The 22753-nt window shown below is 42.8% G+C and carries 20 protein-coding genes and 1 other RNA gene; 10 read left to right on the forward strand and 11 right to left on the reverse strand.

Annotation, left to right across the window (positions count from 1 at the left end):
- The first annotated feature begins 124 nt into the window (after window positions 1-124).
- Window positions 125-1324, forward strand: a complete 1200-nt coding sequence (locus BJP34_RS30300) for a tetratricopeptide repeat protein (RefSeq protein ID WP_324610979.1) — start codon at window positions 125-127, stop codon at window positions 1322-1324.
- A 162-nt stretch (window positions 1325-1486) separates the two neighbouring features.
- Window positions 1487-2074, forward strand: a complete 588-nt coding sequence (locus BJP34_RS30305; RefSeq protein WP_070395553.1) for a Uma2 family endonuclease — start codon at window positions 1487-1489, stop codon at window positions 2072-2074.
- A 162-nt stretch (window positions 2075-2236) separates the two neighbouring features.
- On the opposite strand, the gene BJP34_RS30310 is transcribed toward BJP34_RS30305, so the two are convergent.
- The gene (locus BJP34_RS30310) at window positions 2237-2710 is read right to left on the reverse strand and encodes a Uma2 family endonuclease (RefSeq protein WP_324610980.1); all 474 of its coding nucleotides are present in this window, start codon (window positions 2708-2710) and stop codon (window positions 2237-2239) included.
- 406 nt (window positions 2711-3116) lie between these two features.
- A complete protein-coding gene (gene pip, locus BJP34_RS30315) occupies window positions 3117-4061 on the reverse strand; it encodes a prolyl aminopeptidase (protein WP_070395554.1) in 945 nt (314 codons plus the stop codon).
- A 154-nt stretch (window positions 4062-4215) separates the two neighbouring features.
- Between pip and BJP34_RS30320 the strand changes: the two genes are divergently transcribed.
- Together BJP34_RS30320 and BJP34_RS30325 are read left to right on the forward strand one after the other, a co-directional pair.
- Window positions 4216-5898, forward strand: coding sequence for a capsule biosynthesis protein (locus BJP34_RS30320; RefSeq protein ID WP_070395555.1), 1683 nt, complete (start codon window positions 4216-4218; stop codon window positions 5896-5898).
- Window positions 5899-5953: 55 nt separating this feature from the next.
- Window positions 5954-7195 carry a glycosyltransferase family 4 protein gene (locus tag BJP34_RS30325; protein ID WP_070395556.1) on the forward strand — a complete coding sequence of 414 codons (1242 nt, stop codon included), beginning with the start codon at window positions 5954-5956 and terminating at the stop codon, window positions 7193-7195.
- A gap of 106 nt (window positions 7196-7301) precedes the next feature.
- Here BJP34_RS30325 and BJP34_RS49665 read toward each other — a convergent pair whose 3' ends face one another.
- The 3 genes from BJP34_RS49665 to BJP34_RS30335 all read right to left on the reverse strand — a co-directional run bounded on the left by BJP34_RS49665 (window position 7302) and on the right by BJP34_RS30335 (window position 8420).
- Window positions 7302-7436, reverse strand: a complete 135-nt coding sequence (locus tag BJP34_RS49665; protein WP_149031260.1) for a fructose-bisphosphatase class II family protein — start codon at window positions 7434-7436, stop codon at window positions 7302-7304.
- 106 nt (window positions 7437-7542) lie between these two features.
- Entirely contained in the window at window positions 7543-8247 is a 705-nt protein-coding gene (locus BJP34_RS30330; RefSeq protein WP_070395557.1) for a riboflavin synthase, read from the reverse strand.
- The gene (locus BJP34_RS30335; RefSeq protein ID WP_070395558.1) at window positions 8232-8420 is read right to left on the reverse strand and encodes a hypothetical protein; all 189 of its coding nucleotides are present in this window, start codon (window positions 8418-8420) and stop codon (window positions 8232-8234) included. The genes BJP34_RS30330 and BJP34_RS30335 overlap by 16 nt, the downstream gene beginning before the upstream one ends.
- 138 nt (window positions 8421-8558) lie before the next feature.
- On the opposite strand from BJP34_RS30335, the gene BJP34_RS30340 reads away from it, so the two are divergent.
- The 3 genes from BJP34_RS30340 (at window position 8559) to BJP34_RS30350 (ending at window position 11225) form a co-directional block, all read left to right on the forward strand.
- Window positions 8559-9059, forward strand: a complete 501-nt coding sequence (locus BJP34_RS30340) for a bifunctional nuclease family protein (protein WP_070396955.1) — start codon at window positions 8559-8561, stop codon at window positions 9057-9059.
- A 324-nt stretch (window positions 9060-9383) separates the two neighbouring features.
- Window positions 9384-10514 (forward strand): aldo/keto reductase, encoded by a 1131-nt coding sequence (locus tag BJP34_RS30345; RefSeq protein WP_070395559.1) that lies wholly within the window; start codon window positions 9384-9386, stop codon window positions 10512-10514.
- Window positions 10515-10652: 138 nt separating this feature from the next.
- Window positions 10653-11225 (forward strand): hypothetical protein, encoded by a 573-nt coding sequence (locus BJP34_RS30350; protein WP_229424100.1) that lies wholly within the window; start codon window positions 10653-10655, stop codon window positions 11223-11225.
- Window positions 11226-11237: 12 nt separating this feature from the next.
- Here the strand turns inward: BJP34_RS30350 and BJP34_RS30355 are convergent, their stop codons facing one another.
- Complete coding sequence (locus BJP34_RS30355) at window positions 11238-12428, reverse strand: extracellular solute-binding protein (RefSeq protein WP_070395560.1); 1191 nt, start codon at window positions 12426-12428, stop codon at window positions 11238-11240.
- Between the two features lie 862 nt (window positions 12429-13290).
- Between BJP34_RS30355 and BJP34_RS30360 the strand changes: the two genes are divergently transcribed.
- The gene (locus BJP34_RS30360; protein ID WP_229424101.1) at window positions 13291-13647 is read left to right on the forward strand and encodes a hypothetical protein; all 357 of its coding nucleotides are present in this window, start codon (window positions 13291-13293) and stop codon (window positions 13645-13647) included.
- Between the two features lie 125 nt (window positions 13648-13772).
- On the opposite strand, the gene BJP34_RS30365 is transcribed toward BJP34_RS30360, so the two are convergent.
- The 3 genes from BJP34_RS30365 to BJP34_RS30375 form a co-directional block, all read right to left on the reverse strand.
- Window positions 13773-15023 (reverse strand): nicotinate-nucleotide--dimethylbenzimidazole phosphoribosyltransferase, encoded by a 1251-nt coding sequence (locus BJP34_RS30365; RefSeq protein ID WP_070395562.1) that lies wholly within the window; start codon window positions 15021-15023, stop codon window positions 13773-13775.
- A 446-nt stretch (window positions 15024-15469) separates the two neighbouring features.
- Window positions 15470-16324 carry a DUF2232 domain-containing protein gene (locus BJP34_RS30370; protein ID WP_070395563.1) on the reverse strand — a complete coding sequence of 285 codons (855 nt, stop codon included), beginning with the start codon at window positions 16322-16324 and terminating at the stop codon, window positions 15470-15472.
- Window positions 16325-16446: 122 nt separating this feature from the next.
- Window positions 16447-17154 (reverse strand): Crp/Fnr family transcriptional regulator, encoded by a 708-nt coding sequence (locus BJP34_RS30375; RefSeq protein WP_070395564.1) that lies wholly within the window; start codon window positions 17152-17154, stop codon window positions 16447-16449.
- A 350-nt stretch (window positions 17155-17504) separates the two neighbouring features.
- Between BJP34_RS30375 and BJP34_RS30380 the strand changes: the two genes are divergently transcribed.
- Window positions 17505-18809: a hypothetical protein gene (locus BJP34_RS30380; RefSeq protein WP_070395565.1), complete on the forward strand. Its 1305-nt coding sequence runs from the start codon at window positions 17505-17507 to the stop codon at window positions 18807-18809.
- Between the two features lie 1029 nt (window positions 18810-19838).
- Complete coding sequence (locus BJP34_RS30385; RefSeq protein WP_202972041.1) at window positions 19839-20534, forward strand: sugar transferase; 696 nt, start codon at window positions 19839-19841, stop codon at window positions 20532-20534.
- A 445-nt stretch (window positions 20535-20979) separates the two neighbouring features.
- Here BJP34_RS30385 and ssrA read toward each other — a convergent pair.
- Both ssrA and BJP34_RS30395 read right to left on the reverse strand, forming a co-directional pair.
- Window positions 20980-21371: a transfer-messenger RNA gene (gene ssrA / locus BJP34_RS30390) on the reverse strand.
- A gap of 160 nt (window positions 21372-21531) precedes the next feature.
- Window positions 21532-22695 carry a sugar phosphate nucleotidyltransferase gene (locus tag BJP34_RS30395; protein WP_070395566.1) on the reverse strand — a complete coding sequence of 388 codons (1164 nt, stop codon included), beginning with the start codon at window positions 22693-22695 and terminating at the stop codon, window positions 21532-21534.
- Between the last annotated feature and the right edge of the window lie 58 nt (window positions 22696-22753).

A 22753-nucleotide genomic window follows, 5' to 3' on the forward strand; every position in this document is an offset into this window, starting at 1 on the left:
AGCCTCAACCGTCAACATTTAAGATTAAACCTTATAACCATCAACCGTCTAACCTTGGCTTTTCGGCCACGCTACGCGAACAACATTCAACCTCCTAACCTTCAACCTCCTAACCGTCTAACCAATGACTGATCCCATGCTAAGCCTATGCATGATTGTTAAAGATGAGGAAAGATATTTACCACAATGTTTGAGTAGTGTCAAGGATGTAGTGGATGAGATGGTCATCCTAGACACAGGTTCAACGGATCGAACGATTGAGGTGGCGCATAGCTATGGCGCTAGAGTTTATCAGTTTGAATGGTGCAATGATTTTGCAGCTGCTCGCAATCAGGCGTTGAAGTATGTGGAAGGGGAATGGGTACTGGTGTTGGATGCTGATGAAGTGTTGAAACCGGAAGTTGTACCGGAAATCAAGCAGGCTATCCAAAATAGTTCCTATCTAGTTATTAATCTAGTCCGGCAAGAAGTGGGTGCTACTCAATCTCCCTATTCTCTGGTTTCCCGTTTGTTTCGCTATCACCCAGAGATTCGCTTTTCTCGTCCCTATCATGCTATGGTGGATGATACTGTAGCGCAAGTGTTACAACGGGAACCCCAATGGCAGGTGGTGTCTCTATCCGAGGTGGCAATCTTACACTACGGTTATAGCCATGATGCGATCGCATCACGGAATAAGTTGACGAGAGCCCTTACGGCGATGGAAGGCTATCTGGCTAGTCATCCGTTTGATGCTTATGTGTGTAGTAAACTCGGGGCGCTTTATATTCAAAATAATCAAGTAGACCAGGGTGTGGAGTTACTCAAGCGTGGTTTAACTAGCACGGAGCTAGAGCCAGCGGTATTATTTGAACTGCACTACCATCTGGGGAATGCTTATACTCGCCAAGGAGAGCTTAACTCAGGAGCAATACATTACCAACAGGCGATTCAACAACAGATTTTGCCCCAGTTGAAATTAGGAGCTTACAATAACTTGGGTAGTTTGTTGTTAACAGCAGGGGAGTTGAATCACGCCAAAACGGCTTATGAAATGGCAGTTAAGATAGACCCCAGTTTTGCCCTTGGACATAATAATCTGGGCATGACTTGGAAGGCTTTGGGTCAGATGGAAAATGCGATCGCATCCTATCAGCAAGCGATTCAATTCAATCCAGAGTATGGAGAGGCTTATCAAAACTTGGGAGTGGTTTGGCTTAAATTGGGCAACGTTGATCAGAGTTTATCGGCCTTTAAAAAAGCGATCGCACTTCACGAAACCCATAACCCAGCTGAAGCTGAGCGTCTTCGTCAGGGACTTGAGGCTATGGGATTTCAGGTTTAATTTTATTAATTATAAGATCAGTACTTATTGGATGAAGGGCTTTGCTCGTTTCAAGCTTTCCCTTAATATACTAGGTAATTAAGACCCGTTAATCGTTAATTTAAGTTTTCAGTAATCCCTTACAAACACACTAGATAAACTTTCAATATTTAGAGAGTTTTCATGAATACTACCACTATCTCCTTACCGCCTACTCTAGAATTAAAACTGGACTTAACCGACGAACAATTCTGGCAACTGTGTCACGACAACAGCGACTTAAGATTTGAGCGCACTGCTACTGGAAAATTAATTATTATGTCCCCTACAGGTAGCACCACAGGTGAACGAAATGCTGATCTAATCTATCAACTAAAAGCCTGGAGTCGCCAGAACAATCTGGGTAAAGTGTTTGACTCTAACACTGGATTTACACTTCCCAATGGTGCAGACCGCTCTCCTGATGCGTCTTGGGTTCAGCAAGAGCGCTGGGATGCTTTAACCCCCGTTGAACAAGAAAGATTTGCCCCGATATGTCCCGATTTCGTAGTAGAGTTAATGTCTCCTAGCGATTCTCTCGAAAAAACTCGTTCTAAAATGCGAGAATACATGGAAAATGGGGCAAGACTTGGCTGGTTGATTAACCGAAAACAGCGAAAAACTGAAATTTATCGTCCCCATCAAGCTGTAGAAATTATCAACAATCCTGATACTATGTCTGGGGAAGATGTTTTGCCAGGATTTGTGTTAGATCTTTCTACAATTTGGTAATTTGTAAATGGTATTTTAGGGTTTTTGTATTCAGTAAATCATAAGCATATGCTGAATGCTTACCTTTAGCTAATTACCTGACATTTTCAGCCAACCAAAAATCCGATCTACTGTTAACTCCAGGTTAATATCCTCTAATACAGAAGGGTGATTGCTACCTAATCACAATTCTGGTTGTTGACCCGGTCGAAACACTAAAATAGACCTATCAGCAGGATCAATTAACCAACCTAGCTGACAACCATGTTGTAAGCAATAGAGAATATTGCCAATTACCCGATTTGAACTCTGTTCTGAAGAGAGGATTTCAATTGTCCAATCGGGGTGCAATAAAAAATCATTGGGAACTTCCCCATCGTCATCAAACGGAATTCGTGACCATTTGAAAACCGCTATATCAGGTACAATAGAGCGTATGCCAAAACTACAGCGCAACTCTGGGAAGGCATAAGCAATTTTCTGGCTTTCTGTGTTTTCGTTGATACTATTGCATAGCCTGAGCTGCAATCGACTATGCTTTCCTTTCGGCATTGGCTTTTGGACAATATCGCCGTTGATGTATTCCCTGGCTGGCTTTGTTTCTGGGAGCTTCAGAAATTCTTCCAGGCTATGTGCTGGGGTAATTGTGACAGTCATCGCTCCTAAATTATGGGTAAATCTTTCTTTAGTTTACCAGTATAGCATTTCTATTTGAATTGTTAATCTACTTCCTTAAGAAAAGGTAAGAGGCAAGAAGCAAGAGGAAAGAGTTAATCAAGTAAACAGAAATTTTGGATAATCAAAAAAACGGTAATCATTTTTTTGATTTATTTGTAAATGCTATAGAATTGTTTGAGGGTTTCCTATAAAGCGATCAGATCATTATTCTTGGCTTCCACTAAATCCCGTTAGGAAATATGCAATTTATTTTAGGTTACAAATTATTTCGCCAACAGCATCAGGTACCTCAACTCAAGCTATCTTTTCAAAGATATCAGGCTACTACAGCCTTTCGCCCACACCCGTTCCTCCAGTAAGGCTAACAAGGCTGCTTGTCACCCAGTTAAGTCAAAAACTTATCCGTTGCTTCGATCAAAGCACTGCGGATACCTGGTTCTGTCATGGAATGACCGGCATCAGGTACCACAATCAACTCAGCTTCTGGCCAAGCCTTATGTAATTCCCAAGCTGATACCATCGGACAAACTACATCATAGCGTCCTTGGACAATCACCCCAGGGATAGATTTAATCCGATCTACATTCTTGAGTAACTGGTCTTCTGGTTCAAAAAAGCCTTTATTGACAAAGTAATGACATTCAATTCTGGCAAACGCATCAGCAAATTCCCCCTCACCAAACTTTTGGATCAGGGTTGGGTCTTGGAAGAGTTTACTGGTACTTGCTTCCCAAATTGACCAAGCCCGAGCTGCTGAATTGCGGGTTTGAGGATCCGGACTGGTCAACCGTCGATAGTAAGCAGAAATTAGATCATGGCGTTCTGCTTCTGGAATCGGCTTGATATAGTCTTCCCAAGAATCAGGAAAAATATAGCTTGCTCCCTCCTGATAGAACCAACGAATTTCTTTTTGCCTGAGCATAAAAATTCCCCGCAAGATCAGTCCTAGACAGCGTTCAGGATGGGTTTGACTATAGGCTAAAGACAGAGTACTACCCCAACTACCGCCAAAAACTACCCACTGCTCAATACCCAGTTTTACTCGCAGTTTTTCGATATCACTAACTAAATCCCAGGTAGTGTTCTGGTCAAGTTCAGCATGGGGGATACTTTTACCACAACCGCGTTGGTCAAACATGACAATTCGCCATTTCTGTGGGTCAAAGTATTGGCGATAAACGGGTTGGCTACCACCTCCTGGTCCTCCGTGTAACACCACTACTGGCTGACCTTGTGGGTTACCCGACTCTTCAAAATAAATGGTGTGGAGGTTAGAAACTCTTAGGTTTTCCTGGTTGTAAGGTTCGATGGGGGGATAGAGTTCTCGCATAGTTTTGGCTTGGGGTTACAGTGTTCAGTACATACAGTACATACAAAAGCAATAATCTCCAAACCTCTATTTGAAAGTAATATGCTAGTAATCTGGCTTAGCTGACTGTCACCTGTTCACACTCAACCGTCAACCGTCAACTGTCAACTATCAAATGATCAAAGAGTTTCTCAAGCGGAACAAATCCCTTCATCGCAGGGTTAAGCTCTATAAGCGTAGACAGCGCATTATTCGAGATCAGCCCAGGTGGGATTTGGTCTTGAAAGGGTCTCTAAACCAATGGCAAAATGCCCTAAAGGCTGCCCAAACTGGCTCTAAGATTCTGGTAGCTACTAGTGTGGGTGGAGAAATCCATTCCATCACTTTAGAAAGTCTACTAGCAGTGGGGTTAACCCTCAGGGGTGCTCAAGTTCACATTTTGCTCTGTGATGGTATTTTACCGGCTTGTTTTTGGTGTGATGTCAGTTTTTATCCCAAACAGGACTTGTTTGTAAACCATGGTCCTAAACGTGACTTGTGTAACGACTGCTTTCCCCTAGCCGATCGGATCTATAAACCCTTAGGATTGACTATCCATCGCTACAGTGACTTTCTCACAGATACGGATTACCAACAGGCCAAGGAGATAGGTAGTAGTCTCACCATTGCTGAGATTGAAAAGTACACCCTAAATGGGGTAGCTGTGGGAGAACACGCTTTAGCTGGAGCTCTGCGATTTTATGCTCGTGCTTCCCTGGAAGGGGAACCGAATGCTGAGCCGATTCTCAAGCGTTACTTCCAAGCGGCAATCCTGACCACTTGGGCAACCCGTCGGCTGCTGCAAACGGTTAAGGTTGAGTGTGCTGTATTTAACCATGGCATTTATGTTCCTCAGGGGTTGACTGGTGAAGTAGCCCGTCAGGAAGGGGTGCGGGTGGTGAACTGGAACCCTGCTTATCGCAAACAGTGCTTTATCTTTAGTCACCATCAAACCTATCATCACCAGTTGATGTGGGAGCCAGTCAGTAATTGGGAAACTATACCGTGGAATTCCCAGATGGAACAGGAGTTGATGGACTATTTGAAAAGTCGGTGGCAAGGAACTCAGGATTGGATTTGGTTCCATGAAAGTCCTCAATTTGACCTGACCAAAATTACTGATGCGGTAGGAGTAGACTTTTCTCGTCCTTGTATTGGGTTACTGACTAATGTGATGTGGGATGCTCAACTCCATTACCCAGTCAATGCTTTTCCGAATATGCTGGAATGGGTATTGACAACTATTCGGTATTTTGCTATGAGGCCAGAGTTACAGTTGTTAATTCGGATTCACCCAGCGGAAATTCGAGGGACTTTGCGATCGCGTCAACCCTTGTTTGAGGAAATTCGTCAGGTTTTCCCCACTCTTCCTCCAAATGTGTTTGTTATTCCCCCAGAAAGTCCCGTTAGCACCTATGCTGCTATCCTCCAATGTAATGCGGCTCTGATCTATGGCACTAAAATGGGCGTAGAGTTGACTAGCATGGGCATACCTGTAATTGTTGCAGGAGAAGCCTGGATTCGTAATAAAGGCATCACTATGGATGCGAGTTCTGTAGAGGAGTATGTTCAGTATTTAGATCAGTTACCCCTAGGGGATGGCTTACCTGAAGCAATCATAAAACGAGCAAGGAAGTATGCTTATCACTTTTTCTTCCGGCGCATGATTCCTCTAGAAATGACCACCGAAGCTAGTAATCCATCGGAATTTAAACTTCAGGTATGTGATCTCAATGAATTTCTTCCTGGTAAAAGTAAAGGATTAGATGTTATTTGTGATGGCATCTTGACCGGAACAGAGTTTATCTATAGTCATTAGTTAATTATCAACTACCAATTATAATTTTATTTGGGTTACAACTAATGATTAAAAGATGATAAAAATTGCTGTTGATGCTACACCAATCCGCCATAAGTTAAGTGGCATTGGCATGTATGCCTTAAATTTAATTCAGGCACTCCATAAGCTAAAAAGTCAGGAATACTTTCAGTTAAGTGTCGCCTATCAACCAAGTGTCAGACAATGGTTATCTCGTGATTGGTCATTTCTGGAAGTGCTAACTAGGCATTTAGAGATTCAAAATCTAGAGATTAAAACTATACCGTTACCGGTTACAATCTCTAGTTTACTAGCCACTTTACCTAATCCCATCTTACCTTATTGTGAGCAATACTTAGGCAATCCTGATATCCTCCATGGTACTGACCATGTCGTTTATCCCTGTAAAAAAAGCTTGCGGGTTATGACGATTCATGACCTAACCTTTATTAAATATCCTCAGTATGTTAACTCAATTGTAAAAAGTTATACTGCTCGGGTAAAACAATGTTTACGGTGGACTGATTTAGTGATTACTGTTTCCCAGTCTACTAAACAGGATATCGTCAATTACCTAGGGGTGAATCCTGACAACATCCAAGTTATTCCTCAAGCTAGCCGTTACTCTACTTTAGATTTACCGAATACACTAAATTTACCGAATACCAAGGTTGAGTCTTTGCTGACATCAGTTAATTACGACTTCGCCCAACCCTATATTTTATTTGTCAGTACTCTTGAGCCGAGGAAAAATATTAATACTCTGATTGCAGCATTTAATTATTTAAAGCAACGGCATCAAATTGAGCATCAGTTAGTACTGATTGGGCAAAAAGGATGGTCTTATGAATCTATTTTTGCCGATATTGCTAGCTCCCCTTGGAAACACCATATTCATCATCTGGGCTACTTATCGGATCAACTGGTAGCCTGGTTTTACTCAAATGCAGATGTTTTTGTGTATCCTTCCTACTATGAAGGGTTTGGTCTACCTGTCTTAGAAGCGATGACTTTGGGTGCCCCTGTGATTACCTCTAATACTTCATCTCTGCCTGAAGTAGCGGGAGATGCCGCAATTTTAATTGACCCTAATCAGCCAATTGAATTAGCAGATGCTATGGTCAAGGTGATCAGTAATTCTCAATTCCGGGAGGAATTGATTAGAAAAGGTAAGGAAAGAGCGATGCTATTCTCTTGGGAGAGAACGGCAAGGGAAACTCTAGCAGCCTATACATCTTTAGTAGGAAAGGGAAGAGGGGGAAGAGTACTTGAGGGCTCAAGCCTTGTAGATAATTAATGAGATAATTAATTAAATCATTAAGCAGAATGGGATTGATCAAAGGTCACGCGGGGCGCGATTGGCCGTAGGCCACGCTACGCGAACGCATTTCTGTTGAACCTAATTACTCGGTAACCTCCGGGTCAATTCCCATCGCCCTTAACCGCTCTGCTAGCCACTGTGACCGTTGTTGTTCTTGCTCGAAGAGTAACCTTGCCTGTTGCGCTTGTTGAGCTTTCCTTTCCGTAGAGGTCGGCATTCAATAGAATGTGAAGTCTCAAGTGTAAAGTGTGAAGGTTGGCTTGTTTAGTTGTTCACTTTTGGCCTCCGTGATCTTTCACAAGAATGAAACAGCCCTACAGGCTTCAGCTGGGTGAGGATGTCAAATACCCATTTTCTACCAGAAATTCCGGCGAAATTTCATCCATGGCTTCAGTAGCTGGCACTCGGTTACCCAGCAACTTATCGACATATTTCCCTAAAATGTCACTTTCGATATTCACCCAATTGCCAGTCCGTAAGTGGCTAAGATTCGTATGGCTGTAACTATGGGGAATCACCGCTACTTTGAACCAACTGCCGTTGGGGTCACACTCAGCAATCGTTAGGCTGACCCCATTGACAGCAATGCTACCCTTGGGAACAAGATAACGAGCTATCTTATGCTGCCATACATCCGTCAAGGAAGCTGGTGCTGTAAAGGACATTTCCCAGGAGTTTGGTGTTTGTAAAGATTCCGTTAAGCAGCCAATACCATCAATGTGACCCGTTACAAAATGACCCCCTAGTTTGCTACCCACACGCAAAGACGTTTCCAAATTAACGTAAGAAGTTGTCTGTAGCCTTTGTCCAAGGGTGGTGCGCCCCTGAGTTTCATCAGAAGCAGTGGTTGAGAAGCCTGTGGGCAAAACTGTCTCTACCGTTAGGCAAATTCCATCTACTGCTACACTATCACCAGGTTCTAAATCCTGTAAGATAACATCCATAGCATCAGAGGTAGCGGAGACAATAAAGCGATCGCTTCCCATTGGTCTAATTGTGCCGAGAGCTTGAATTAATCCTGTAAACACTGTTGTTTATACTGTTCTTCTGTAAGGGGATGAACTGGTGCAACTAGACTGTTAGTAGGAAAAGAGCTGGCATAGGTTTGTGTTTTTTTAGTGAAGTGGCCAAACAAATTTCCTGAGACTAAGGCATACTTGGAGAATACAATCTTGTTGATCTCACCGAATTGGATTCTCAAGGGCTAATCTTACCGTTGACCGGTAACGTGAAAAGAACAGATCTGGCAAGCGCAAGTTTCGGTGCCCGTCTGTACAGTACTAGTTTACCGCTTCGCTTTGATGCCCCTGATGCTGACCGTATTCTAGAGGCTAAGCTGATGATTGAAATGAGAGTTGCTGGCATTGCAGTAGATACTGTAACACGTAGCCCCATCGTGTTACTCAAAGATGTCTTAGATCGGCGTGCTCTGCCAATCTATATTGGGCAAGATCAAGCAAAGGCAATTATCAGTGCTTTGGAAAGACAAACACCACCCCGTCCCCTGACCCATGACCTAATGGTCAATTTTCTAGAGGAGTGGAGCATAACACTGGATCGTGTTATAATACACTCTCTCCAAGATAACACATTCTATGCCAGCCTATGTGTTAGTCAGGGTGAGACAAAGAAAGAAATTGATGCTCGACCAAGTGATGCCATCTCGATTGCCCTGCGCACTGGCAGTCCGATTTGGGTGATGGAAGAGGTGATTGCTGATGCTTCGATTCCTGTAGACCAAGATAAGGATGAAGAGGAGCGTAGAGCTTTTCGGGAATTTGTATCTAATATCCGCCCAGAAGATTTTCTTCACCGTGGAGGATATAGTCGTGGTAGCTAAAGCCAAAATATTGGGATTAAACGGGATTTAACAGCAACAATATATTAATTGCTCTGTCAAAAAATTATGGAGATGTTTCTGAAAGCCTTACCATCTAGCCATTGGTGAGAGTTTTCCAGATGCTCTAATCCTGATGCTATACCCTAAGTGAGCGTTGGGATAAATGGATATATCCCAAACTATCTATACCCGAAGCTATACCCGAAGCTATACCCCAAGACAATCGATGGCCATCAAGTGAGCTTTTTGCGCAACTGTTTTTCGGCAACATTTTAACCAAAGATGTGATAACCAAAGATTTGATTATTTCAGCAGTTGGGGAACATGCGTTATCGGCGGTTTGGTAAAACTAATCTCCAGCTTTCAGTATTTTCTTGCGGCACCATGCGTTGCTTATCATCTGAGTCCAATGCTCAGAAGACAGTGCAACAGGTAATCACTAAAGGAATTAATCACCTGGAAACTGCCAGGGGTTACGGCAAGAGTGAAGAGTACCTTGGTAACATCCTGAAAGCTGGATTGTCAGTACCACGAGACCAGCTATATATAACCACCAAGATTCCACCAACCCCTGATGCTGATTTGATGAGTCAGTGGATTAATGATTCCTTAGAACGTCTACAGCTCGAGTATGTCGATTGTTTAGCAATTCATGGGATTAACACTGAAGAGCATCTGTCCTGGGTAAAGTCTAACACTGGCTGTATGGCAGCTGTCCAAAAAGCCGTAGCCGAGGGACGTATAAACCATGTTGGTTTCTCAAGCCACGGTTCAATAGAAGTGATTCTAGGGGCAATTCAAACAGATTTTTTTGAATTCATCAACCTGCATTACTATTACTTCTTTCAACGCAATGCTGCGGCGATTGAATTGGCTGATCAGAAGGATATGGGTATCTTCATCATATCTCCTGCTGATAAAGGAGGCAAACTCTACACCCCACCACCAACGTTAGAGAAACTGTGCCATCCCTTCTCGCCACTGGAACTGAACTATCGGTTTTTATTAAGCGATCCCCGCATTACCACCCTTAGTATTGGACCGACTAACCCAGATGAGCTGACTCTGCCTTTAAGTGTGGCTAACCGAGACGAGTCTTTGAGCCCAATGGAAATGGCAGCATTCTCTCGTTTGGAAACCCAATTGAAGAATGCTCTAGGAACTGACCGCTGTAGTCAATGCTATGCTTGTCTACCTTGCCCAGAAACCATTAATATTCCAGAAGTCTTGCGGTTGCGCAATCTTGCTTTAGCTTACGACATGACCGAGTTTGGTCAATACCGCTATCAAATGTTTGAAAATGCTGGTCATTGGTTTAGGGGGGTCAAGGGAAACCGTTGTACCCAGTGTGGTGACTGTCTTCCCCGTTGCCCCGAACAACTGGATATTCCTTCCTTACTCTCTGATACCCACCAGCGTCTTAATGGTTCTCCTAGGCGTCGTTTGTGGGGATAAGGTGAGTTGGTTGTTCGCCCAAGGCAATTCGGTTTAGGGTAGGTTGTCTGTCAGAATGCAGAATGCAGAATGTAGAATTCTAAATTCTTAATTCTACATTCTTAATTCTTTTAAGGTTGGTTGCTTTAAGGTTGGTTGATGGATAAAAAAAACACCGTTACTAAAATAAATCCTTTATACCTTGTGCCTTGTGTCTTGTGCCTTGTATTTCTAGAGAGCTGTTTTCTGGTTGGCTGGAAGCCTAAACCAGTTTTAGCTCAAAAGACTGTAAAAGTGCAGCCGGACACAGAAGCTGTGAATTTAAATTTACTGCAGCCAGATAATCTTCCTACTGATGGGTCTGTGATTACTGCTGATACTATCTCTCAAACTAAGCTCACTACTCCAAGTTTCTGGTGGGCTGATGAACAGTTTGGCGGTAAGCTACTGGATAATTGGTTAGCTTATCCGAGTAAAGGCCGGGTAGATTTGGTAGTGAATCGCCAACTCTGGAGTCTGCTTAACTATCTAGGTAGATATGCTTTTATTAACAAAATGGGAAACGTTGCCAGGGATTATGACTACAATACCAGAGTATTTAACCAGCGAGGAAAGCCTTTAGGAGCCTATACCTGTGATGGTAATTCCATGTGCCAGGTGGAGGTATGTATACCTGGCCAAGTCCCTTTAGCTGGTAAAGTCTCGACCTTTTGCCAGTTATCACAAAACTAGAACAGGGAATTTTCACGTACTTCGCATTTCTTTCCACAAGGATTCATACTGCTTTTGTGTAGACTCTGGTAAGGGATGGAGGAATTCACACTTGTTGAGAATTGCTGCTTCTGGCAGCAGTAGAGGTAAGGTTTGGAGATCTTGTGGCAGCTTCTCCCTAGGCATATTAACAAGAATCGGGGAAGCAGCATTAGTCAGTAGAGAAATTTGCTTGGCTGATTTGCTTTGCCAGCAAAATTGAATCCACTGTTTGCTTAAATCCGACCCAGAGTTACTTTCTGAGGAGTCAGAAGCAGAGCTGACTGATACGGGTTTTACCCATACATCTGACCACAGGGCTGTTCCTGACTGAGGCACCACTGCCTCAATTTGGCGATCGCGTGTTCTTAGTGCCAGGATATCCGTAGACCAACCGACTGCGACCCAGGTATCCCCCAACACTAGAGGTTTTAGGTAGTGATCCGAACTGTAGAATTTAACCTGTTTAGCCAGTTGTCGAAGTGCTGGTTTCAAGTCTTTGACTTGATTTAAATCCTGTTGATTATAGGATAAGCCTAGGTTTTTCAAGGTTAAACCAATCACTTCTCGGGGGTGGTCTAATACAGAAATGCGATCGCGTAAAGACTCACGCCACAAGTCACTCCAATCAGTGGGAGTCCAGCCTAAGGCTTTGAACTTGTCACGGCGATAGGCAATCACGGTAGCACCCCAGCGATAAGGAGCACCCCAAATTTCTCTTGAGTTGTCTAGCTGACCAGTTTGGTCACGTTTGACGAGTTTCTGGTATTCTGGTGGCAGTTGTTTCCATCCTGGCAACGTTTCTATCTTCAAAGGTTGGATCAATTCCTGCTCAATGGCTGACTTGAGCCAATAATCTCCTAAGGTAACTAAATCAGTACTTATCGGTTTCCTAAACCTAATCGGGAGCAAATCTAGGGGAAACCAATCTTGGTTATTTTTGGGTTTGCCTTGCTCTTTCAAGCTTGTCAGGAGTTGGAATAAAGCAGATAGTTGTTTCTCCGGGTCAAAATTTAGCTTAGCCCGTAGTGTTAAGGTCTTACGAAATTCACCCAACAGCTGAACTGGGATTGAATTTTGCAACAGCCTTACCTTTAAAGAGGCTTGTTGTCCGATATTACAACCAGATGCTAACTGACTAAGGGCTATGCTACTAGCACCTAGTATCAAGGAGCGTCGCTTCATAAGTATTTCTGAATTTCCTATAGTTACCAACTATTTGACCTTAATTTACATTGGCTCAATAGCAACTACCATAGCTATTACCAATTAACTGACTTTTGTGACCTGTTAGGCCAACAACCATCTGCTAGATATGATAAATCTAATCAATTAACAACTACTTATAGTCTGGTTAACAAAACTAATCCAAGTCAAGGGCTAAGGCATCTGAATCTACTTTTACATCACTTTTACATCACTTGACATCAATGATAGTTTTACTCTTATTAATTGACTCTTAATAAGAGTAAGCATGATCAAAAGAACGAAAACACCAGCTATGTCTCCCTTTTCCTCCCCGTCCTCCCCCTCAACACACAGTCTTGTTTGAGACCTAACTATAAGAAATCTAAATCTGTAAGATAGAGTGATGGGGGGATATAAAAATCTATATCAAGCGGTTAATACACTTATTGGTTCTCTTGTCAACTGCTATTAGTTTACCATCTTTATAGGAGTTGGAGAAGGTAATCACATCGGGAAAATTATCCGTATGTTATGTATTAAAAATTACTATGGCCAAGGAATTAATTCCGAAAAAACCGATTGTGCTAATTTTAGTCCAGAACTTGGTATAAAAGACAATTATTAATTAAAGCTGAATTAATCAGGGTAAATATTAAGATATACAGCGGCTATCTGGTATTTTTGAAAAAATCACTCTGGAAAACAGACTCTAAGGAGTTTAGAGCTGATTTTTGACTGATTTTTGACAATAGTTAAATAAATCAGCAATTCATCGGATTTTGATCGTTAAGTGACTAGGATAAAAAAGAACTAAGTTATGGCAGTTTAAAATCCTATGGATGAATATCAAAATCAAATCATGGCTCTAAGTCATAGAGTGGATACTCTTTGCGAAGCCATCGAAAAACTCAGTTTGAAGCTTTCAGAAGGACTTTCTGAACTCAAAAATAGTTCAAGGCAGGAAACTGAGCAATCTCAGCCAACTCGGGAACCGATACCCCGGACTCAGGAAAGTCCAAGTTCCATGAACCTACTGACCCAACATAAAGATGTGCTGATTGATAGTAACTCTGGGCTAGGTAGTTTCTCTAGCAATAGCAACAATAATATCTCTGCTGATATTCAAGTTCAACGCTTAACTGCCCAACTTACAGCAGCCTACAATCGGATTGCTGCCTTAGAAGAACAACTCCTAGCACAGCGAATTCATTCCTAATTGGCAGTCTTCTCCAGATTAGTCTAAGGGTTGAAGGTTAATAGGGAAAACAAATCAGCACCTCTGTGATTTTCTAACTAACTTGGTCAGACTGTAAAGTGTTTTTTCACTGGCTCCAACAACAATCACCTCAGAGAAAGACGATATTGCTCCACTAAGTTTTCAATGGCTTGAAGTAATTCAGCCGAGTTCCAGCCCTTATAAAGGTGGGCTGCGATCGCACATCCTCCAGCACCCACACCTTCTTTGACATATCCTTGCTCATATGCCTGTAGCTGAGAATAACGAGACTGGCTAAAACTCAATTGTGTTGCCAAAAGGGGTACACTCCCAATATCTTTTGCTAATCCAACCGTGTCACCAGTCGAGTCTTCTGCCACCCAGCGAGTTGTTCCCACAACTACTTGTGCTGGTTGCCATGCTAGGGAATTACCCTCAGTAATACTGGGGTGGGCTAAACCCGACTCTGCCAATGCCTGTGCTAAGGTATAAACCGCTAGCATTTGGGTACCACCAGCCAGTAAAACGCCACAGCGACGACTAGCTGCCATTGCCATACCTGCTGCAGCAATTTGCATGGGATCTCCCACTGCTGCCACTAGCTTTAAGTGATCAAGTGGTGATGGTGTTAGGGCGTGACAGGATGAGGAGGTGAGGGAGTATAAAGGTGCGGTATGGTGGGGGTGAGACGGTGAATTTTTCTTCCTAGGTTCACTTTCGGGAAGCTCCCCGGCTCCCCTACCCCCTAACCCAGCTCGTTCTAACCCCAGCTCCACCACCTCCCACTTTTGACCATGATTGCACTGGGGATGGCTACTGTTAACCTTACCAGCGGCATCAATCCCCAAGCCAGTGAGCAAACTAAGTGCGGTGGTAGTTCCCCCAACCACACACTCACTAATAATCAGATAGCTATCACCAACCACACTTGCTAGCTTTTCTCCCCACTGTAAACCTTGCCGAAATAACCGTTTCACTGTTTCCAGGGGCAAAGCATTTCCAGACGTTAGGCACTTAGCAGGAATACCACCTAAGTCAATGGCTGGTACTGTCGGAGGGTGAGGTAAACCAGCATTGAACAGATAGATGGGTAGGTTAAATGCCTCAACTACAGCACGGGAAATCAATACAGGGGATACTCCCACAGTTAGAGCAGGAAGGGGATATTGAGGTTGGCGAGTAACTCCATTGACCAAAAACTCAGCATCAGCGATCGCAGTATACTGACGATCATCTGGGGTAGCACCAGCAGCAGAAATGCCTGGAATCAGCCCAGTAGCAGTGAATCCTAAAATACAAGCAAATACCGGTGAGCATCCTTGATACTGCTGTAACCATCGTTTTCCGTTTACCTGCTGGGTATACACTCGGATCATTATTCCTTAATTTTTAGTCCTTAGTTCTTATCTGAAATATAAAAATAAATAGAAACAAATGCTACACTAAAGATGAATTGTGGTGAAAGGTGACAGTAAACTTTGGATAAGGTTACAGAATCGTTTTGTAAAAGTAGCAAATTAAAGAAGTAAATACTTTACTTGTTAATAGGACTATTTTTTAAAACACATTTTTACACACATTATTTAGGGATATAATTCCATAAATTTCAATAAAATAAAATAACAATTGCCATACTTTACACGGGCATAAACTGAGGTAAATGTAATCGGTTAAGCTTAAGCTCTAAGCTCCAAGGGCTCAGAGCTGATTCAGAGCTGATAACTATTTCCGGAAAGCCTAGCCCTCAAGTAGCGCGTAAGCTGACGGTTCAAAGTGTAACAAAAAGTATCTTATGAATTACAAGTGATCAATTACTAATAGCTCAATCGTAATCCAGCAAAACTTTTACCCAGTTTGGTGGTCTAGGAATCGGGTTTCCTAATCGGTCTAGCATTAGTAAGGCTACAATATGCACCACGAATAAATAAATGGCATTATTGATTATAATCATTACTATAGCCAGGGTTTGAACTAGAAATAGACTGGGCTGAAATAGCAAGCCCAGCTTGACAAACCACCAATCCAATAATCCTGTCACCTGGGTCATCACGTAAACCCAGAGGTCTTCCCCCAGTAGAATTGAGAACAACCAAAACCGAAAAAAGAAGCCTATTGTACCAATTAGCGTACCCATGCTAATAGAAAGCAGCCAGCTAGCTCGACGTTTCCAAAAAGCTCCCAGTTGCACCCCCATTAGACCATAAGGGACCAAAAAGATAATACTGCGAGTTACTCCCATAAGCACTGATAGTAACAACCCCGAAACCAGTGCTGCCATCCAGGATGCCCTACTGCCCCTCCTTAGGTAAACTAAAGCAATCGGCACTGGGAAAAACATTTTGAGTATTGGTCCTAGAGGAAAGTAATAATTAATCAGCCAAATCAAGCTAGCGGTACTGGCCAGAAACGCTGTTTCTACCATGGTTATAGGTGTCTTAGCTCTAGGGTTTAGACCATTACCCAGGCGCTGTGTGTTAGCAGAAGTGGATTGTTTGTAGACTGCCCTAGGTTCCCTCTTTTCTAGTGGGTGATTTGGCTGCCCAGTTAATTGATCCCCCATCTCAGTTACATCAGCATTGCTCTTAGGGAATTCCGTTGTTGATTTTGTGGGTTTGTTTTTAGATTGGGCAAAGAGATCTTGTGAAGCCGCTTGACCATCATCAAAAGAATCACTCATGCAAATTTAGTAACCTCTTGAGGAAAGGGACAGATGATAACAGAAGAGATACTGTTAAAGTACCCTTGCATCTTAGCCCATCTGAAATTTCTCCTCATTTGGAGATACCTTATATCTCTTGACTAGATAATCATCTTTTCCAGAGCAGGCAGATCACAGATAAAAAGGATATCCTGATCCCGCATGATCAAGCCTTTCTTCTCCAGCTTTGTCAGGACTCGTGTGACCGTCTCCCGCGCCAATCCACTCAGGCTACTTATCTCTCGATGAGGTAAGTTAGGAATCTCAGTTCCTCTTTGTTTCAATTTGCCTTGTCCTTCAGCGAGAAACAACAATGTGTCTGCCACTCGTGAGGTACTATCTGACTCCCGCAAGCGTAGGCGTCGGTTAACCTGACGCAGACGCTTTGCCATCAACTGAGCTAAGTGGACACCAGCCAAAGGTTCCGTATGAATTAACTCAGTAAAATCCTGAGCAGGTATACTACCAATGGTTGTAGGGGTCAAGGTAATCACATCTGTTGAACGAGGTACTTCCTCTAACGCTGCCATTTCACCAAAGATTTCTCCTTTCCCAAGAATATTCAGGGTCACCTCCTTCCCATCCAGGTTATAGGTGCGAATCTTTGCCCAACCATCTAAGATGAAATAGACAGACCCGCCCCAGTCATTCTCCAGTAAAATCACTCGATTTGCAGGATGGCTACGGGTAACCATATTAATAATGGCTTTTTTGACACTAGAATCTGGTAAGCCAGCAAAAAAAGGAGTGCTAGCCATCGAATCATGAACATTAGAGTTAACTTCAGATGAATTGTATCGGTCTTCCATGGGATCATGAGCGCTTCGTAAACACCTTGAATAGATAGATGATCCGCTGTCAAATCAAGTGAGTCAGGGAGTTTGCCTGTGTCAACTAAAAGAAGCCAATGAAACAGATCTGCTTAACCTCACCACCTTTGGTAGACCAACGACCATGACTGATGCGAGTGAAATTGCCTTGACAAACCAAGATTCTTAAACTACTTGCAGTGAGCTGAGGTAGGCTAATTCTGGTAGAGGGGTTGGCAATAATCACATCGGCTAAGTACAGTTATTATGCTCCATGATGAACAATTTGTAATAGTTTGGTGACTGTGGCAATTTAACATTAGACACAGGGGGCTGACTCTGACTCCTGTATGAATCAATTTGTTCTCGTCAAGGGTTTCAAAGTGACTGCTCAAACCGACATTCAATCTCTGATTGCTGATATTGACCACATTCTCCATAAGCCTGACTTTCCTTTACCATGGTTCAAGTCTGGTGACTTAGCGGCTGCACACCAGGTTTTGCGGAAAGTTCGTAGCTACCTAGTTTCCCAACAGCAGAAGCTAGGGGTAGAATCGGACAAGACAAGTACTACAGTCACCCCATCTCAGACGGGAGTAACCACATCTGTTCAGGAGGGAGTGCAGCAAATCCTGCAAGCGGTTACTCAAGAAATGAACCTTCTACGTACCGATTTGACGAAACCATTGCAGCTAGAGTTAGAGGCTCTACAGCAACAGCGGGAGTCTCTGGTACGAGAAATTCAGCATTTGGAGAGTACCAAGCAACAGCTGGATTACTATACCAAACAACAAACTGCAAATGTGCAGTTTGCTTCAGACTTCTCACAAGGGCTAATCAACCGCCTTGTCGAAAGCTTGACCCAAAAGCTATCTCAAATTTTAGCGAATTGGGAAGCTCACTTAAACAAGAATCCCACTAGTGACGACTCAATCAACCGATTGCCTTCAAATCAGGACGAGATTGTTGCTGTAGTCGAAAGACAAAAGGTTATTGAGCAACTACAGCAGCTTCAAAAACAATCTGATCAACTCATACAGAATATAGATCTTAACCAACGGTTGACTTTTGAGACCCTACAAAGAGATCTTCAAGGTTACCAGCAGTCTTTATCTCAGGAACTTGAAAAAATGCACAGCTTAGGCATGCAGGGAGAAATGTTGTTTGCTGCTTTTGTGAATCGTCTAGCTCAGCAGTTAGGACGAGAAGCTTCAAGCCTATGGCCTTCTTCACAACAACCAGCGGATGTACAGGTTCAAGTTGAGGATAAGGATAGCTTTAAATTACATCCGGAAACCTTATTGCCCAAAAACTCTGTGACTATGACTGAGGCGGTGTCTGAGCGTTCGCGTAGCGTGGCCAAAGGCCAATCAGATTTGAAGCAGGAACCACCAATGGATTGGTCAACAGGAGAATTGCCTCAATCCTGGGGGATAGGATTGTCTGAAGAAAATACACCATTGCGTTCGCGTAGCGGCTCGTACCGAGCATCGCTTAGCGTGGCCTACGGCCAATCGCACTTAAGCGATCCTACGCCAGAGTCCGAGAAGACATCTGTGAGCAATGACTCCCTTGAGCATTCAGAAGTCATTGCTACTATTAATGCCTTGACAGATTTGTGTCAACAGATGGGTGTGAATTACCTGAAGGGGTGACAACTAGGTGCTTGAGGGTTTGAGACCCTGTGGGGTTTGTGGGATATGGCGTGTGGCTGGGAGGTGGGGTGGTTTGGAAGATTAAAGAGCGATTTGAGCAAAGAAAATAGTGGCTTGTGACGATGCAAGTTTCTTTCATTACAAAACAGATTTGTTCGGGCAGCGGAGCGTCAGCCCTTAGCAAGCCCTGGGACGCTCTTAAGAAACTCGGATGAAGCGCGTCCGTTCTGTTTTCGGTAAATTCTTGAAAATTCCTGCCAAGCTGGCAACATGGCTAAGCTATAGCAGTGTTTACTGATCTGTGATCTTAAATCGGCTTTTCTAGCCCCCTTTTAGCCCAGTCGAGAGGGAAGTTGCGGCTACATAAGCTTGCATTTGCCTGCCTTTGACCTAAGGCTTCCCCTCATGACTTGACTATAAAGGAGGTTTTTAACTTGGATTTAGTATCAGAGGTAGTCTTTAGGGATGTCTACCTAGCAACTTAACATCAATTGCATTATTTTTACCTCTAATCATTTCCAGTCATTTGTTGATTAATAATAGTTAACTATTATTACCAAAATTCAGACTAGAAGTCAATTAATTCAACCCCAATTCACAATCCCTTCACGAATTCGTCGATACAATGTGAAAGTTCAGTGAAATGATACAAAATATACTACTCTTTTTTTGAAAAATCAAAATACTATGAGCAGAGGCTTCGATTAAAAATTATTAATAAGGCGGTCAATAAAAATGACAAGGTCATCTACCTATATATAAGTTACTTTTATAAAAAAAATTAACTTTAGTGGGAACTTTTAAAGTTTTCAGCGGTCTGGTTAATAGACTATTTAGTGAACAACAAAGACTTTAGGGTTAGTGGGTGCCTACCAAATCTTTTGGAAAATGGCAGGAGACTCTTCCATAAAGTTTTGCCAAAAACTACCTAAGCAAGTTGGCTCTCTTGAGCTTAACTGTTCTATCAGCCTGGGGATTTAAAGCAATTATTCCGTCGTTTAATCAACTTTAGATAACTAAGAAAAAGCCGTGATTATCTCCAAGTCTTCTGCTTATACCTCGATTGATTCACCAATTTGGGATAACAGAATACCAAGTTATTTATTTCAGCAAGAGGTTCATCAGTCTGCCAACAATACTATCAAGCGATTAATTGATATTATTGGAGCTTTGGTTGGATTATTAATTACCGTGAGCATCGCAATTCCGATTGCGATCGCTATGTCGATAGTCGATCCCGGTCCATTATTTTATAGTCAGATCCGTTGTGGTCTGAATGGGAAACCCTTCCGAATCTGGAAATTCCGTTCAATGATCGTGGGTGCAGACAAACTCAAGCACTTAGTAGAAAACCAAGCTAAAGGTCATATATTCAAAAATGAAAATGATCCCCGTATCAGTCGGATCGGAGGCTTTCTACGCCGCACCAGTCTTGATGAATTTCCCCAATTCTGGAACGTCTTGATCGGAGAGATGAGCCTAGTTGGAACTCGTCCTCCTACCTTTGATGAAGTCATGAGCTACAACCGCCATCACTACAAGCGTTTAAGAGTTAAACCTGGAATCACTGGTGAATGGCAAGCCAATGGTCGTTCAAAGGTGACTGACTTTGAAGATATCGTTCTTATGGACTTGGATTACCAACATAAGTGGTCTATTGGCTACGACCTGAAGCTGATTGTGAAAACTATCATGGTAATCTTTAATAGGCATGGTGCTTATTAATATCACGTTATAAGTTGTTAACCCGATAGTACTAAATCCAGGTTGAACAGAATGCTAAAGCTAACCCTATCTACAATGTTTTATTGAGAATGTTTGATTGAGGTGGGGTTAGCTTTAGCAAATAAACAGGCATCGATAACAGATTGATTAATTAGTGACAGGATAATCACTCCTGTTATTTTTATCTTATTTTTATCAGTAAAGTTAATCCTATTTTTCCAAGACTTACCGACCCTTTTTGAGAACTGCTATCAACAGACCAATCAATACAGAACTGGAACTATTGATTGGAGATTAGAGTTAACTATAATCAAGTTGAAGAATAACCTCTTTAATGGTTCCTAATACAATAAAAATCAACACTGAAAAAATTAACGCTGATTTTATGAATTGATCCAGGGAAATAAATCTTAATAGGTGATATTTTATAGTCATATTTATTTTTTAATGGAGCCTACGGGAATTGAACCCGTGTCCGCCCTGGTTATTTACTTATCGCTCATTCACAGGCATAGCCCCTTTAACCCTCGGAGCGGGGATCATCCATTATCCCGGATGACAGGATGCTTTGGTGAAGTCTTAGCTAGCAAACCGACCAAAGACAGCTTACTAGAGCATCCGTTGGGGTTAAGTCCGTAGTCCTTAACGGAGTCAAACTACAGACGCTCGAACCTGTTTATAGGTGTTTAGGCAACAGCAGGTGCAGCCTTACGAGCAAAAGGAACGATGTTGTTCGCAGTTACAATTTTTTTGAGTCCGGTATTTGCGAGAGAAGACTCACTCTCGACCTGAATCACGGGTCAGCTTTCACCAACACGTCGAAACCATTAAGGCCCCTTGGAGTTATTTCCTTTCTCTATTATAGTCAAGATTTCAAAGTAGCAACTACCAAATACGCGTGATCCTCTGGTGTGATCCTGAATTGGAAAATTTCTTTAAAGCTATTTAGCTGGGTAAATCCCCGCCTTCTATAAGGACGAGGACTTACGTGAACCTGTTAAATCTTGCTGCTGAGGATTTCCTCAATCGCTTGTCGTTCTGCTGGTTCAGTGACAGGCAAACTCTGGCGGGTATCAGTAATCAGCCAATCTAGGGCTGCCGCCTGAACATCAATAGCCGCACCAGTCTTGTCAACACAATAGCGTCCAAACACTAGCTTATCCACTAGACGTACTCCGGCTCCAAGGCGAGAGTATTCAAAAATGACGCTATTCTCAACCGTTGCTCCGCTACAGATCCAGCAATTGGGACCAATCATAGTTGGTCCGATAATCTTTGCCCCATCTTCGATGTGGGTCATAGCACCAATGTAAACCGGACCTTTGATATCTACTTTGTCCCAATTCACGGCCACATTTAAGCCAGTATAGATTCCGGGAGCGACTTCTTTGCCGGGAATCGGTACATTCTTGATTTCTCCAAGCAGCACACCTCGAACAGCTCGCCAGTAATCTGGGACTTTACCAATATCAACCCACTGGAAATCCATTGGTACCGCATAGAAAGGAGCCCCCGTTTCCACAAGTTTGGGAAATAGTTCGCCGCCAATGTCATATTCCTGACCAGAGGGGATATAGTTAAAGATTTCTGGCTCAAAAATGTAAATTCCTGTGTTGATATTGGTACTGAGGGCTTCCTCCACTGAGGGCTTTTCTTGGAAAGCTTTGATGCGACCAGTTTCATCTGTAACTACGACACCGTAGCTAGACACCTGTTCTCGTGGTACAGGTTTTGCCACTAGGGTAGCAATTGCTCCCTTTTCTTTATGGAATTTAAGTGCTGCTGTCAAGTCCAGGTCAATCAGGGCATCACCACAGAGCACCACAAATGTATCATCAAAGAAGGGATAAAAGTCCTGGATCTTACGCATGCCACCAGCTGAGCCGAGGGCTTCCCCAACCAGTTGACCATCAACAATGCGACCTTCAAAAGAATAAGCAATTTCAACGCCAAAGCGTTGCCCATCTCGAAAATAGCTTTCAATTTCGTTAGCCAAGTGAGAGACGTTGACCACAATTTGGTCGAAACCATGTTGTCGTAATAGTTCTAGTAAAAACTCCATTACTGGTTTTTGCAGGATGGGAATCAATGGCTTGGGAATAGTGTAAGTGATAGGGCGAACGCGAGTTCCCTTGCCAGCTGCCAGAATCATGGCTTTCATGTATCTTTTCTCCTTAAACTAAATCCATAGAGGTTGATGTGGGCAATTGAGTACGATT

The organism is Moorena producens PAL-8-15-08-1, from assembly GCF_001767235.1.
In the GTDB taxonomy this organism is placed as follows: Bacteria; Cyanobacteriota; Cyanobacteriia; order Cyanobacteriales; family Coleofasciculaceae; genus Moorena; species Moorena producens_A.

Bases quoted from the DNA above. Each gene is read 5' to 3' on its own strand.
- BJP34_RS30375 (WP_070395564.1), bottom strand. From the start codon at position 17,154: ATGGAAGACCGATACAATTCATCTGAAGTTAACTCTAATGTTCATGAT.
- BJP34_RS30380 (WP_070395565.1), top strand. From the start codon at position 17,505: ATGAATCAATTTGTTCTCGTCAAGGGTTTCAAAGTGACTGCTCAAACC.
- BJP34_RS30355 (WP_070395560.1), bottom strand. From the start codon at position 12,428: ATGAAGCGACGCTCCTTGATACTAGGTGCTAGTAGCATAGCCCTTAGT.
- BJP34_RS30345 (WP_070395559.1), top strand. From the start codon at position 9,384: ATGCGTTATCGGCGGTTTGGTAAAACTAATCTCCAGCTTTCAGTATTT.
- BJP34_RS30395 (WP_070395566.1), bottom strand. From the start codon at position 22,695: ATGAAAGCCATGATTCTGGCAGCTGGCAAGGGAACTCGCGTTCGCCCT.
- BJP34_RS30305 (WP_070395553.1), top strand. From the start codon at position 1,487: ATGAATACTACCACTATCTCCTTACCGCCTACTCTAGAATTAAAACTG.
- BJP34_RS30310 (WP_324610980.1), bottom strand. From the start codon at position 2,710: ATGACTGTCACAATTACCCCAGCACATAGCCTGGAAGAATTTCTGAAG.
- BJP34_RS30370 (WP_070395563.1), bottom strand. From the start codon at position 16,324: ATGAGTGATTCTTTTGATGATGGTCAAGCGGCTTCACAAGATCTCTTT.
- BJP34_RS30360 (WP_229424101.1), top strand. From the start codon at position 13,291: ATGGCTCTAAGTCATAGAGTGGATACTCTTTGCGAAGCCATCGAAAAA.
- BJP34_RS30325 (WP_070395556.1), top strand. From the start codon at position 5,954: ATGATAAAAATTGCTGTTGATGCTACACCAATCCGCCATAAGTTAAGT.
- BJP34_RS30365 (WP_070395562.1), bottom strand. From the start codon at position 15,023: ATGATCCGAGTGTATACCCAGCAGGTAAACGGAAAACGATGGTTACAG.
- BJP34_RS30350 (WP_229424100.1), top strand. From the start codon at position 10,653: ATGGATAAAAAAAACACCGTTACTAAAATAAATCCTTTATACCTTGTG.
- BJP34_RS30300 (WP_324610979.1), top strand. From the start codon at position 125: ATGACTGATCCCATGCTAAGCCTATGCATGATTGTTAAAGATGAGGAA.
- BJP34_RS49665 (WP_149031260.1), bottom strand. From the start codon at position 7,436: ATGCCGACCTCTACGGAAAGGAAAGCTCAACAAGCGCAACAGGCAAGG.
- BJP34_RS30320 (WP_070395555.1), top strand. From the start codon at position 4,216: ATGATCAAAGAGTTTCTCAAGCGGAACAAATCCCTTCATCGCAGGGTT.
- pip (WP_070395554.1), bottom strand. From the start codon at position 4,061: ATGCGAGAACTCTATCCCCCCATCGAACCTTACAACCAGGAAAACCTA.
- BJP34_RS30340 (WP_070396955.1), top strand. From the start codon at position 8,559: ATGATTGAAATGAGAGTTGCTGGCATTGCAGTAGATACTGTAACACGT.